This is a genomic window from Pseudomonas sp. GM102 (genome assembly GCF_000282555.1).
Lineage (GTDB): Bacteria > Pseudomonadota > Gammaproteobacteria > Pseudomonadales > Pseudomonadaceae > Aquipseudomonas.
Genome location: NZ_AKJB01000137.1, coordinates 1 through 12,451, shown reverse-complemented (window position 1 = coordinate 12,451; position 12,451 = coordinate 1). Strand labels below are relative to the sequence as shown.

Genomic DNA, 12,451 nt, shown 5'->3' with positions numbered 1-12,451 from the left:
CCACGCTCCGCGTGGGAATGCCTCACCGGACGCTCTGCGTCCGCTCTTGGGACGCAGAGCGTCCCTGGCTGCATTCCCACGCGGAGCGTGGGAACGATCGGGTCGGAGCTGTCAGTTGGTTTTGCGCAGGGCCGCATGCTGGGGGTTGAAGGTGAGTACTGCCAGCAAGGCGAACACCAGCGTCAGCCCCACACACACCGCCAGCGCCAACGGATTGAAGCGTTCATACAGCGCGAACCGCACCAGTTCCACCGCATGAGTAAAGGGGTTCAAGGCGCACAGCCAATACAACCACTCGCTGGACTCGCGCATTTTCCACAGCGGATACAGCGCCGACGACAGGAAAAACAGCGGGAAGATCACGAAGTTCATCACCCCGGCAAAGTTCTCCAACTGGCGGATGGCGTTGGACAGCAACAGGCCCAGCGCGCTGAGCATCAATGCCACCAACAGCAACGCCGGTAGTGCCAGCAACAAACCCATGGCCGGCGGTTGCACACCGTACAGCCAGGCAATCGCCAGAAAGGCATATACCTGCAACAACGAAATCAGCGACGTCGCCAGCAATTTGCTGCACAGCAGGAAGGTCCGGGGCAGGGGGCTGGTCAGCAGCACGCGCATGCTGCCCATCTCCCGGTCGTAGACCATCGACAGCGAACCTTGCATGCCGTTGAACAACAGGATCATGCAGGCCAGGCCCGGGATGATGTAAACCTCATAGGGAATGTAGGTGTCGTAGGGCTCGATGATGGCGATGCCGAGTGCCGCGCGAAAACCGGCAGCGAACACCAGCAGCCACAGCAACGGCCGCACCAAAGCGCTGAGAAACCGCGTGCGCTGCAACACAAAACGCAGCCATTCGCGCAGTACGATACCGCTGAAACATTGCCAGTAGGCGTTCATAGGGCGGCTCCTGAAGTCGTCAGTCGAGTGAAAGCCGAACCCAGGTCGCCGCCATGTTCCAGGCTCAACGCCTCAGCCTGTCCGCTGGCCACCAACCGCCCTTGGTGCAGGATCAGCAAGTCGTCCCTGGGCTGCACTTCATCCAGCAAGTGAGTGGTCCAGAGCACGCTGATGGTGTGCTCGCGGCACAGGCTGCGGATGTGTTGGTTAAGCGCCAGGCGACTGGCCGGATCGAGGCCGACGCTGGCCTCGTCAAGCAGCAACAGGCGTGGCTCATGCAACAATGCCCGGGCGATTTCCACCCGCCGACGATGGCCGCCATTGAGTTCGCGTACTCGTTCGCCCCGGCGCTCGGTCAAGGTCTGGCGCGCCAGTTCGGCGTCGACTCGCAGGTTGGTCTGGCGCCGGGACAGGCCATGCAGCGCGGCGTGATAACGCAGGTTTTGCTCGACGCTGAGGTCCAGATCCAGAGTGCTTTGCTGGAACACCACGCCCAATTGCTTGAGCGCCGGGCGTGCGGCGTTGCGCAACGAACAGCCCCCGACCCGAATATCACCGCGTTGCAGATCATAAAGGCGGGTGAGCAGGGCAATCAGCGTCGACTTGCCTGCGCCATTCGGTCCGAGCAACGCCGCAAAACGCCCGGGTGCCAGGTTGAAACTCACCTGACGCAAGGCCTCCCGCGGGCCATAAGCGAAACTCAGGTCGCTGACTTCAAGGGCGTTCATGGCGTCACCACCACGCCCCACGGATAGCGCCCGACCTTCACCGATTTGGTGACCTTGAGGCTGTCGACATCGATCACCGACACGTCGCCACTGACGCCATTGGTGGCCAGCAGTTGCTTCTGATCCGGGGTGAACGACATTTGCCAGACCCGCCGGCCCACCAGCAGGTAATCAAGGATCTCGAAGGTCTTGGCGTCGATCACCGCCACATGGTTGGCCGGGCCGAGCGCGACGAAACCGTACTTGCCGTCGGCGCTGAGTTTGATTCCCACCGGCTGGACTTTGTCCGGGTGCACGCCTTTGATCTGGAAGGTCAGGGTCTTGAGGACCTTGCGGCTGGCGACGTCGAGAATTGTCACGGTGCCGCCGATTTCAGCCGAGGCCCACAGCTGCGAGCCATCGGGATTGAACTCGACGAAACGCGGCCGCTGATCGACCAGGGTGTTGTCGGCCAGGGTCTGGGTGCTGGTGTCGATCCAGTGCAGCATGTTGGTGGTTTCGCTGGTGTTCACCGCCCACTTGCCGTCGGGGCTGACGGCCATGCCTTCAGGCTCGACGCCGACGCTGATCTGCCCGAGTACTTTGGAGGTTTCGGTGTCGATCACCGTCACCAGCGCATCGTCCTCGTTGGAGACGTACAGCCAGCGATTATTAGGGTGCAGGGCGAATTGCTCGGGGTCTTTGCCCGAAGGCAGTTCCTTGATGATCTTGCGCGTGGCGATGTCCATCACCTGGACCCGGTCCGAATCGCTGGCGCAGATGTACAGCAACTTGTTGTCGTGGGACAGCAACAGACCGCGCGGGCGCTGGCCGACGGGCAGGGTGTCGGTGACTTGCAGGGTCTGCATATCGATCAGGCTCAGGCTGTTGTCCTTTTCGTTGGAGACCCAGGCGGTGCTGGCAGCGGCGTGCCCGGCGGAGAGCAGCAGGGCGCAGGATAGGGCACAGGAAAGCAGGGTGCGGCGCATGGCGGATTCCTTCTTGTTGTTGTCGTGAAAAAAGGATCAGAGAAAGCGGCAGCGGACCTCGGCTTTGTCGTAACCCAGGCTGTCCATTTCGTTGACGGGGTGCAGGAAACCGTCCTGCGGCGAGGTGCTGACCAGCGCCCGGGGTTGCACGATGGGGATCGGCTGGCGCAACTGACCGTTCCACGACCGATAACTGAGCTTGCGACCCTTGAAACCGTCCAGTGGCAATTGATCGCTGACTTCAAGCGTACGAATCGCCATGGCATCGGCCTGACGCAGTTTGCCCACCGCACTGGCGATGCTGCGTACGGCAATCCACGCGGCGAAATCCCGGTCATTCATCCAGCGCCCGGCCAGGGCTTCGAAGCGCTTTTGCAACTGCGCGGCGCCGTAGGTTTCCACGGTTTTGTGCCAGCCCACCGGCGTCAGGCCCTGGGTGCCAGCGACCGGCCGTGGATACCAGGTCTGGTAGGGCACGTACTCGCCGAAGTCGCCGCGTTCATCAGCCACCAGCACCACGTCGTACTCGGCGGTCTGGGTGAACAGCGGCATGTCGGCCTGGGCGCTGCGGCGCTGATCGTTATCGAAGCTCCAGGCTTTCTCCGCCACCAGTTGCAGGCCGAAGCGTTTGGCCGCCCGGCGCAGGGCGGCAGCATAGGCTTGATCGTCCGCGGTCGGGCCGACGATCAGCAGCACCCGCTGCCATTTGCGCAGCACCAGAAATTGCGCCAGCGCATCGGCCAGCATCGCCCGGCTTGGCAGGCTGTGCAGCACGTTCGGCAGGCAGTCGGTGCTGCGCAGGCTGTCATCCGGGCTGCCGGCATTGAACAGCAGGCCGTCGGGTAGCACGGCGCTGAGTCGGCGCAGTGTTTCCACCGGTGCATTCACCACAAACAGGCGCAGGCCTTGTTCGTATTGGGCTTTGGCCGCTTCGATCAGCGCATCCGGATTGTCGACGCTGGCGCTGACCAGGCTGTAGCTGTGATTGAGAAAGCGCCCGGTACTGTTGCTGTCGGCGATTGCCAGTTCGGCACCGCGCAGGCCGGCATCGGTCGGTTCGGGGATGACGTTCGACAGCAACGGGCCGGGATCGGGGCGATAACCGAGGTAGGCGATCTGCACTTGCAGCGGCGCATCCGCCGCCTGAACCTGGGTCGCTATCCCGGCGGCGCAGGCAATCGCCAATAGGTAGATCAAGGCGTAAGGGGCGAGCTGGCGCATAAAGGCACTCCATCACAGGTAGCGTCAGCATAGGAACCCTGGACGGGCGGGGAAATATGCAGAAAGTACCGATGGGCCAGTACCAAGGTAGTAACTCACCCCGGGCGGCGCGGTTTTAGCATGGCTACAACGGCCATCACTCAAGGGGGGAGATTGACCATGCGAATTCTCAAAGCACTGCTCCTGCCGTTTTTGCTGATCCTGACCCTGATCGGCGTCGACAAGCTTCACGGCGCCCGACCCGTATTGGTTGGGCCTGCGCCACAAGCCCTACTACCAAGGGAGTAGGCTGCGGCCACCAAAGCAGCATGGGGTTGGCGCAAAGCCGTTCCTAAGATGGGTGCCATAGCCTCTTCAAAGAGGTTTTGCGTGCAATCTTGAGGGCAGAACAATGACAACAAAACGCAACGCCTTGCTCGTTGCCGGACTGCTGGCCGGTTTCATCAACGCAGGCGCCGTCTGGGCCCACGGCAACGTGGTACCCCAAGCCATCGAAACCCAGGGATTGACCCCGATCAAGGATGCCGGTGTGCAAGTCGATGCCGATGGTTGGGCGGCGGCGAACCCTTACCGTTCCTCCCCGGAACGCGAAAAAGCCGTGCAAATCGGCTCTTCGGCCTACAACCAGAACTGCGCGGCCTGTCATGGCCTGGAAGCCAAGTCCGGCGGCATCGCCCCGGACTTGCGCATGCTCGACGCCGACGAGGCCGGTGATGAATGGTTCGTCGAACGCGTGCGCCATGGCGCCGTGCGTGACGGCCGGGTGTACATGCCGAAGATGGCCGACTACCTGAGTCAGGAAGCCTTGTGGGCGGTACGCACCTACCTGGACAGCGTGCGCGTCGAGGAGTGACCCATGCGTTTGCTCGCGGTGTTGATCAGTGCTGTATGGCTGTGCTGCCAGACAGCGCAGGCGCAGGTCCGTAGCTATGACGAAATGATCGCTGCCGCCGAGCTGAAAGTCGCGGTGTACAAGGATTTCGCGCCCTACAGCTTTGAGAGCGCGGGCGAGGCTCGCGGAGTCGATGTCGAACTCGCCCAGGCCCTGGCCAAGGCCATGGGCGTACGCCTGAAACTGATCTGGGCACCTGCCGGGGAAAAGCTCGACGACGACCTGCGCGATTACATCTGGCGGGCCAGTCAGTTGCACAATCAGCAACTGGCCGACCTGATGATGCGCGTGCCCTACGATCGCGATTACGCACAGAAACGCAATGAACTGGGTGAACTGGAAAACGGCCATGTGGTGATGTTCGGGCCGTACCAGACCGAACAATGGCAAGTGGCCTATGACCGTCGTCGACTGGACTCAGTGGCCAGCGTCGCGGTGTTCCAGCAACACCCGATCGGCGTCGAAGTCGACAGCGTGCCGTCGTTTTACCTGACCTCGGTGTTCAACGGCATGCTCGCCGCCAAGACCCATCACTACCCGGGCGTGCCCCAGGCGTTTGCCGCGATGAAGGCCGGTGAAGTCGACGCGGTGATGGCCATGCGTGGCGAGATCGACTGGCAAGTCCATCAGGCCGCCGACCCGCAAGTGGCGCTGGCGGAAAACGCCTACCCGAACATGGGCAAACAGCTTTGGGAGATCGGGATGGCGGTGCATGAAAGCAATCGGCAACTGGCCTACGCCGTGGAAGAGGCGCTGGAAGCGTTGATTCGCGAGGGTTCGGTGAAAGCCATTTATGCCCGTTACGGCCTGCAGTATGACGTGCCTGAGATGTATCAATAGTGAACTGGCGAGCGAGTTGTTTGTTGGCCTGCTGGTTACCCTTGGCCGCGAACGCGGTTGACGTCGAGCCGGGTAAAGACCCGGTGCCGTCGGTGATGTGGGCGTTCTATCACAAGCAGATGCTCGGCGACGCACCGTTCGTGTTCGATGAGCGGGTCAAGTTGCTCGCGCCACCGTTTGCCGAAGACGCCCGACAGGTACCGCTGGAAATTGACGCCCGGGCGTTCAAGGGTGAAGTGGTGCGAATCCTCGCCTGGGCCGAACTCAATCCGCTGCCGAAAATCGTCGACTTCCAACCCTTGAGCGGTGTGCTGCCGTGGCTGTCGATCCGCATCCGCGTTGAACAGGCCACGCCGTTGCGTGCGGCGGTACTGACCCGCGACGGGCTGTGGCATGTCGGCTCGACCCTGATCGATGCGGCGGGCGGCGGTTGTACGGCGCCAAGCGTGGTGCGCACGCAACCGGGTTGGGAGGAACGCATCGGCGAAGTGCTGGGTGGCCGTTATCCCCGTGGTGAATTCAGTCGCGTGCGTTTGCAGGTGGCGCATCCGATGGACAACGGCATGGTCAGCGGTATCCCGGAGTTCTTCATCAATCACGCCGAGCTGCGCGATCAAAACGATCAATTGCTGGCGCGTCTGGAGTTGTTCCCGGCGGTCAGCGAAAACCCCAATCTGGCGTTCGACATCGAAGGAGCAGGGCAGACGCGCCTGGTGTTGCGCGACAACAGCGGCAATCAATTCGATGCGGCCATACCCTGACCCAAGGAGCGAGTGATGCGCTGGATGCTGCTGTTGTTCATCAGTCTGAGCCTGCCGGCCCTGGCCGATCCCGATTACGCACTCAAGCCCCGGCAGATCGCCGAAGGTACCTGGTTGCTGGAAGGCAGCACCGACAACTTCGCCAAGAGCAATGGCGGCAACATCGTCAACACCGCGTTCATCGTCACGGAAAAAGGTGTGGTGGTCATCGACACCGGGCCGTCGAAACGCTATGGCGAAGCCCTGCGCAACGCGATTGCGGCGACCACCGATAAACCGGTGATTCAGGTGCTGCTGACCCATCACCATCCTGATCATGTGTTGGGCAACCAGGCTTACACCGACGTGCCGATTGGCGCCCTGGCCGGTACCACCGAACTGTTGCGGCAACAGGGTGATGCCATGGCTGAAAACATGTATCGGCTGGTGGGTGACTGGATGCGCGGCACCGAAGTGGTGGTGCCGACGCAGCGGCTGACGCCTGGCGTGCACAGTTTTGGGAACCACGATCTGCGCCTACTGAGTCTGGGTGGGCACACCGGCGCGGATCTGGCTATTCTCGACCAGAAAACCGGCGTGTTGTTTGCCGGGGACCTGGTGTTTTATCAACGCGCCCTGACCACGCCCAACAGCCCGGGGTTGTCGGTGTGGCTGGCGGACATCGCGACCCTGCAGGGTTTGCCGTGGACGCTGATCGTCCCCGGCCATGGGCCGGTGGCCACGGATACAAAACCGTTCGAGCAGATGCGCGACTATCTCACTTGGCTGGACCAACTGATGCGCGACGGCGCGGCCCATGGCAGCGACATGGCCGAGATGATCCGCAGCCCCATCCCCGAGCGTTTCGCCGGGATCAGCCTGAGCCGTTATGAGCTGATTCGCAGCGTCAGCCATTTGTACCCGCGTTACGAACGGGGGGAGATGAGGCGGGTGGATTCGGGCCAGCACTGATGATCGTTCCCACGCTCCCGCGTGGGAATGCAGCCCGGGACGCTCCGCGTCCCTTCCGGAGCCGAACGCGGAGCGTCCGTTGAGGCATTCCCACACGGAGCGTGGGAACGATCAATCCGGTGTCCATCTCCTCCGACCCGGTACTAAGGAACTAGCAATCTCCGCACTGCGGGCAATTGTTGCAAGGGCGGCGGCGCCCAAGAATCTGCACCAGACCGGGAAAATTTCCCGGGTATAACAAAAACCGCAGAGGCAGCCGTCATGACCCAACCCGCACGTCGCCAACCTTTCGTTTTGAGCATGTTGCTCAGTGCCATGCTGTTGTCAGGCCAGGCATTGGCCGCAGTCTCCGATCAAGACATCCTCCAGGATCCGAAGAATCCGGAGCAGGTCGTCACCAATGGCCTGGGCGTCCAGGGTCAGCGCTATAGCCCGCTGGACACCCTCAATGTCGACAACGTGAAGGACCTGCGACCGGTCTGGGCCTTTTCGTTCGGCGGGGAAAAACAGCGCGGTCAGCAAGCGCAGCCGATGATCAAGGACGGCGTGATGTACATGACCGGCTCCTACTCGCGGGTGTTCGCGGTGGATGCGCGCACCGGCCGCAAGCTCTGGCAATACGACGCGCGCCTGCCCGATGACATCCGTCCGTGCTGCGACGTGATCAACCGTGGCGTTGCGCTGTATGGCGATCTGGTGATTTTCGGCACCCTCGACGCCAAGCTCGTGGCCCTGAACAAGGACACCGGCAAAGTCGTCTGGAGCAAGAAAGTTGCCGACCACAAGGAAGGCTATTCCATCAGCGCCGCGCCATTAGTAATCAACGGCAAATTGATCACCGGTGTGGCCGGCGGCGAGTTCGGGGTAGTGGGCAAGATCGAAGCCTACGACCCGAAAAACGGCAGCCTGCTGTGGAGCCGGCCAACGGTCGAAGGCCACATGGGTTATGTCTACAAGGACGGCAAGGCTGTGGAGAACGGCATCTCCGGCGGCGAAGCGGGCAAGACCTGGCCCGGCGATCTGTGGAAAACCGGCGGCGCGGCCCCTTGGCTGGGCGGCTACTACGATCCGGAAACCAATCTGTTGCTGTTCGGCACCGGCAACCCGGCACCGTGGAACTCGCACCTGCGTCCTGGAGACAACCTTTACTCGTCCTCGCGTCTGGCGCTGAACCCGGACGATGGCACGATCAAATGGCACTTCCAGAGCACGCCCCACGACGGTTGGGACTATGACGGCGTGAACGAACTGGTGTCGTTCAACTACAGCGAAGGCGGCAAGGAAATCAAAGCCGCGGCCACGGCTGACCGTAACGGTTTCTTCTACGTGCTCGATCGCACCAACGGCAAATTCATCCGTGGCTTCCCGTTCGTGGACAAGATCACCTGGGCCAGCGGCCTGGATAAAAACGGTCGGCCAATCTACAACGACGCCAGCCGTCCGGGGGCGCCGGGCTCCGAGGCCAAAGGCAGTTCGGTGTTCGTCGCGCCAGCGTTCCTGGGGGCGAAAAACTGGATGCCGATGGCCTACAACCGCGACACCGGCCTGTTCTATGTACCGTCCAACGAATGGGGCATGGACATCTGGAACGAAGGCATCGCCTACAAGAAAGGCGCGGCGTTCCTCGGTGCCGGTTTCACCATCAAACCGCTGAATGAAGACTACATCGGCGTGCTGCGCGCCATCGACCCGAAAACCGGCAAGGAAGTCTGGCGCCACAAGAACTTCGCACCGCTGTGGGGCGGGGTGCTGACCACCAAGGGCAACTTGGTGTTCACCGGTACGCCGGAAGGTTTCCTGCAGGCATTCAATGCCAGGACTGGCGAGAAAGTCTGGGAATTCCAGACCGGTTCCGGCGTGCTCGGCTCGCCCATCACCTGGGAAATGGACGGCGAACAATACGTCTCGGTGCTGTCCGGTTGGGGCGGCGCGGTACCGCTGTGGGGCGGCGAAGTGGCCAAGCGCGTCAAGGACTTCAACCAGGGCGGCATGCTCTGGACGTTCAAGCTGCCTAAAGACCTGGTAGCCAAACACTGATCGCTGCAACTGATCGTTCCCACGCTCTGCGTGGGAATGCAGCCCGGGACGCTCTGCGTCCCAAAAGCCGAACGCGGAGCGTCCGTTGAGGCATTCCCACGCAGAGCGTGGGAACGATCACCTACTACCAAATAACGAGAATCCCCCTGCCAACGGCGCATTCGTCTGGCAGGCGGGGCTCTCTACTATCGGTTCATCGCCTGTTGGCCTGACAGGCATCGACCCAGACAGAGGCCCACCATGATCTACGCACAACCCGGAACACCCGGCGCCGTCGTTTCTTTCAAACCGCGCTACGGCAATTTCATCGGCGGCGAATTCGTTGCCCCAATCAACGGCGAGTACTTCACCAACACCTCACCGGTCACCGGTGAAGTGATTGCCGAGTTCCCGCGCTCCAGCGCCGCCGACATCGAAAAAGCCCTCGACGCTGCCCATGCCGCCGCCGATGCCTGGGGCAAAACCTCGGCGCAGGATCGCTCGCTGGTGCTGCTGAAAATCGCCGACCGCATCGAGCAGAACCTGGAAATCCTCGCCGTCACCGAAACCTGGGACAACGGCAAGGCCGTGCGCGAAACCCTCAACGCCGACGTACCTTTGGCCGCCGACCACTTCCGTTACTTCGCCGGTTGCATCCGCGCTCAGGAAGGCGGCGCCGCCGAGATCAACGAACTGACCACCGCCTATCATTTTCACGAACCGCTGGGCGTGGTCGGGCAGATCATCCCGTGGAACTTCCCGCTGCTGATGGCCGCCTGGAAACTCGCCCCGGCCCTGGCGGCCGGCAACTGCATCGTGCTCAAACCCGCCGAACAAACGCCGCTGTCGATCATGGTGTTCGCCGAGCTGATCGCCGACTTGCTACCGGCCGGCGTGCTGAACATCGTCCAGGGCTTCGGTCGCGAAGCCGGTGAGGCGCTGGCCACCAGCAAGCGCATCGCCAAGATCGCCTTCACCGGTTCCACCCCGATCGGCGCGCACATCATGCATTGCGCCGCCGAGAACATCATTCCAAGCACCGTTGAACTGGGCGGTAAATCGCCGAACATTTTCTTCGAAGACATCATGAACGCCGAGCCGCAGTTCATCGAGAAAGCCGCCGAAGGCCTGGTGCTGGCGTTCTTCAACCAGGGCGAAGTCTGCACCTGTCCGTCCCGGGCGCTGGTGCAGGAATCGATCTACGAGCCGTTCATGGCCGAGGTGATGAAGAAGATCGTCAAGATCAAGCGCGGCAACCCACTGGACACCGAGACCATGGTCGGCGCCCAGGCGTCCGAGCAGCAATACGACAAGATCCTCTCGTACCTGAAAATCGCCCAGGAGGAGGGCGCCGAGCTGCTTACCGGCGGCGCGGCCGAGCGTCTTGAAGGCGATTTGTCGAGCGGCTATTACATCCAGCCGACCCTGCTCAAAGGCCACAACAAAATGCGCGTGTTCCAGGAAGAAATCTTCGGCCCGGTGGTGGGTATCACCACCTTCAAGGACGAAGCCGAAGCCCTGGCGATTGCCAACGACAGTGAGTTCGGCCTCGGCGCCGGCCTGTGGACCCGCGACATCAACCGCGCCTACCGCATGGGCCGGGCGATCAAGGCCGGGCGCGTCTGGACCAACTGCTACCACCTGTACCCGGCCCACGCCGCGTTCGGTGGCTACAAGAAATCCGGTGTCGGCCGTGAGAACCACAAGATGATGCTCGACCATTACCAACAGACCAAAAACCTGCTGGTGAGCTACGACATCAATCCGTTGGGGTTCTTTTGATTCGGCTCTAAATCGGGTGATGGCCTTCGCGGGCAAGCCTCGCTCCTACAGGGTTGCGTGAATTTCACGACCAACACATAACCTGTAGGAGCGAGGCTTGCCCGCGAAGGCGTCGTCACAGTCAACAAAAAAGGTTGACTGAAAGTCCGCTTTCGCGAGCAAGCCCGCACACACATTGGTTCTCCGTGTACTTGAAGACTGCGCGACACCCCCTACCAACGCACCCCACCCACTCCTTCGAAAGTAGCATTCGGTCATCTCATCCCCCGTGCATTAATGGTCTTACCGGAATTGTCCGGCACAAGAAGAGGACTGACCCATGTGGAATAAACCCGCGTTTACCGATCTGCGCATTGGCTTCGAAGTGACGATGTATTTCGCCAACCGTTGATTGATCGCCCGGTCAGCCGTCGCGTTGGCCGGGCCTGCCTTCTGGAGCCATCCCATGCACATCCGCGTTCTCGGTTCCGCCGCTGGCGGTGGTTTTCCGCAATGGAACTGCAACTGCCGTCAATGCGCCGCGATGCGCAACGGCAACCTGCGCGCACAACGTCGCACGCAGTCGTCCATTGCCCTGAGTGACGACGGTGTGGAGTGGGTGCTCTGCAATGCTTCACCGGACATTCGCGCGCAACTCGAAAGCTTTCCGGCGATGCAACCGGCCCGACGCTTGCGTGACACGGCGATTGCCGGTGTCGTCCTGCTGGACAGTCAGATCGACCATTGCACCGGTCTGTTGAGCCTGCGCGAAGGCTGCCCGCATGCGGTCTGGTGCACCGAGCGGGTTCACGAAGACCTGAGCAGCGGCTTTCCCTTGTTCACCATGCTCAAACACTGGAACGGTGGCTTGCAGTGGCAACCCATCGGGCTGGATCGCGAGCCGTTCAGCATCGCGGCCTGCCCACACCTGCAATTTCGCGCGATTGCGTTGGTCAGCAACGCGCCGCCGTACTCGCCCAATCGCGGCAACCCGCAGCCGGGCGACACCATAGGCCTGTTCATCGAAGACCTGCGCAGCGGGGCATCGGTTTTCTACGCGCCGGGGCTGGGGCAAGTCAACGCCGAGGTATTGAGCTGGATGCAGCGCGCCGACTGCCTGCTGCTGGACGGCACGCTGTGGCGCGACGATGAAATGCGCGTCTGCGAAGTCGGCCAGAGCCTGGGCAGTGAAATGGGCCACCTGCCGCAAAGCGGCCCCGGCGGCATGCTCGAGGTGCTGGAGGGTTTCAATCGCCAGCGCAAGGTGCTGATTCACATCAACAACACCAACCCGATCCTCGATGAAGACTCGGCCGAGCGCGCCTTGCTGGAGCGGCGCGGTATTGAAGTGGCCTATGACGGCATGAGTATTGAGCTGTAGCGGATGGCCTCATCGCGGCATAGGTATCT

General features: G+C 61.8%; 12 protein-coding genes. 8 read left to right on the top strand and 4 right to left on the bottom strand.

What is annotated here, in order from left to right; translation table 11 throughout:
* Positions 1-111: 111 nt before the first annotated feature.
* From PMI18_RS02235 to PMI18_RS02250, 4 genes are read right to left on the bottom strand one after another with little or no spacing between them, the layout of a single operon-like run.
* Positions 112-903: an ABC transporter permease gene (locus PMI18_RS02235; RefSeq protein ID WP_007907045.1), complete on the bottom strand. Its 792-nt coding sequence runs from the start codon at positions 901-903 to the stop codon at positions 112-114.
* Positions 900-1,631, bottom strand: a complete 732-nt coding sequence (locus tag PMI18_RS02240) for an ABC transporter ATP-binding protein (protein WP_007907043.1) — start codon at positions 1,629-1,631, stop codon at positions 900-902. The genes PMI18_RS02235 and PMI18_RS02240 overlap by 4 nt, the downstream gene beginning before the upstream one ends.
* A complete protein-coding gene (locus PMI18_RS02245; RefSeq protein WP_007907041.1) occupies positions 1,628-2,599 on the bottom strand; it encodes a YVTN family beta-propeller repeat protein in 972 nt (323 codons plus the stop codon). The genes PMI18_RS02240 and PMI18_RS02245 overlap by 4 nt, the downstream gene beginning before the upstream one ends.
* A gap of 36 nt (positions 2,600-2,635) precedes the next feature.
* Complete coding sequence (locus tag PMI18_RS02250) at positions 2,636-3,820, bottom strand: ABC transporter substrate-binding protein (RefSeq protein ID WP_007907039.1); 1,185 nt, start codon at positions 3,818-3,820, stop codon at positions 2,636-2,638.
* A 391-nt stretch (positions 3,821-4,211) separates the two neighbouring features.
* Between PMI18_RS02250 and pedF the strand changes: the two genes are divergently transcribed.
* From pedF to pqqB, 8 genes are all read left to right on the top strand, one after another.
* Positions 4,212-4,673 (top strand): cytochrome c-550 PedF, encoded by a 462-nt coding sequence (pedF, locus tag PMI18_RS02255; RefSeq protein WP_007907036.1) that lies wholly within the window; start codon positions 4,212-4,214, stop codon positions 4,671-4,673.
* A 3-nt stretch (positions 4,674-4,676) separates the two neighbouring features.
* The gene (locus tag PMI18_RS02260) at positions 4,677-5,552 is read left to right on the top strand and encodes a substrate-binding periplasmic protein (protein WP_007907031.1); all 876 of its coding nucleotides are present in this window, start codon (positions 4,677-4,679) and stop codon (positions 5,550-5,552) included.
* Positions 5,552-6,313 carry a quinoprotein dehydrogenase-associated SoxYZ-like carrier gene (locus PMI18_RS02265; protein ID WP_033036895.1) on the top strand — a complete coding sequence of 254 codons (762 nt, stop codon included), beginning with the start codon at positions 5,552-5,554 and terminating at the stop codon, positions 6,311-6,313. The genes PMI18_RS02260 and PMI18_RS02265 overlap by 1 nt, the downstream gene beginning before the upstream one ends.
* Positions 6,314-6,328: 15 nt before the next feature.
* Positions 6,329-7,264, top strand: coding sequence for a quinoprotein relay system zinc metallohydrolase 1 (locus tag PMI18_RS02270; RefSeq protein WP_007907027.1), 936 nt, complete (start codon positions 6,329-6,331; stop codon positions 7,262-7,264).
* 261 nt (positions 7,265-7,525) lie between these two features.
* Positions 7,526-9,301: a PQQ-dependent methanol/ethanol family dehydrogenase gene (locus PMI18_RS02275; protein WP_007907026.1), complete on the top strand. Its 1,776-nt coding sequence runs from the start codon at positions 7,526-7,528 to the stop codon at positions 9,299-9,301.
* A gap of 240 nt (positions 9,302-9,541) precedes the next feature.
* Positions 9,542-11,062, top strand: a complete 1,521-nt coding sequence (exaC, locus tag PMI18_RS02280; RefSeq protein WP_007907025.1) for an acetaldehyde dehydrogenase ExaC — start codon at positions 9,542-9,544, stop codon at positions 11,060-11,062.
* 319 nt (positions 11,063-11,381) lie between these two features.
* Positions 11,382-11,453, top strand: a complete 72-nt coding sequence (pqqA, locus tag PMI18_RS30790; protein WP_010455123.1) for a pyrroloquinoline quinone precursor peptide PqqA — start codon at positions 11,382-11,384, stop codon at positions 11,451-11,453.
* Positions 11,454-11,507: 54 nt separating this feature from the next.
* Positions 11,508-12,422 carry a pyrroloquinoline quinone biosynthesis protein PqqB gene (gene pqqB, locus PMI18_RS02285; RefSeq protein WP_007907023.1) on the top strand — a complete coding sequence of 305 codons (915 nt, stop codon included), beginning with the start codon at positions 11,508-11,510 and terminating at the stop codon, positions 12,420-12,422.
* Positions 12,423-12,451 lie beyond the last annotated feature (29 nt).

Excerpts from the sequence above, each read along its gene's own strand:
- PMI18_RS02235 (WP_007907045.1), bottom strand. The coding sequence starts at position 903 with ATGAACGCCTACTGGCAATGTTTCAGCGGTATCGTACTGCGCGAATGG.
- PMI18_RS02240 (WP_007907043.1), bottom strand. The coding sequence starts at position 1,631 with ATGAACGCCCTTGAAGTCAGCGACCTGAGTTTCGCTTATGGCCCGCGG.
- PMI18_RS02245 (WP_007907041.1), bottom strand. The coding sequence starts at position 2,599 with ATGCGCCGCACCCTGCTTTCCTGTGCCCTATCCTGCGCCCTGCTGCTC.
- PMI18_RS02250 (WP_007907039.1), bottom strand. The coding sequence starts at position 3,820 with ATGCGCCAGCTCGCCCCTTACGCCTTGATCTACCTATTGGCGATTGCC.
- pedF (WP_007907036.1), top strand. The coding sequence starts at position 4,212 with ATGACAACAAAACGCAACGCCTTGCTCGTTGCCGGACTGCTGGCCGGT.
- PMI18_RS02260 (WP_007907031.1), top strand. The coding sequence starts at position 4,677 with ATGCGTTTGCTCGCGGTGTTGATCAGTGCTGTATGGCTGTGCTGCCAG.
- PMI18_RS02270 (WP_007907027.1), top strand. The coding sequence starts at position 6,329 with ATGCGCTGGATGCTGCTGTTGTTCATCAGTCTGAGCCTGCCGGCCCTG.
- PMI18_RS02275 (WP_007907026.1), top strand. The coding sequence starts at position 7,526 with ATGACCCAACCCGCACGTCGCCAACCTTTCGTTTTGAGCATGTTGCTC.
- exaC (WP_007907025.1), top strand. The coding sequence starts at position 9,542 with ATGATCTACGCACAACCCGGAACACCCGGCGCCGTCGTTTCTTTCAAA.
- pqqB (WP_007907023.1), top strand. The coding sequence starts at position 11,508 with ATGCACATCCGCGTTCTCGGTTCCGCCGCTGGCGGTGGTTTTCCGCAA.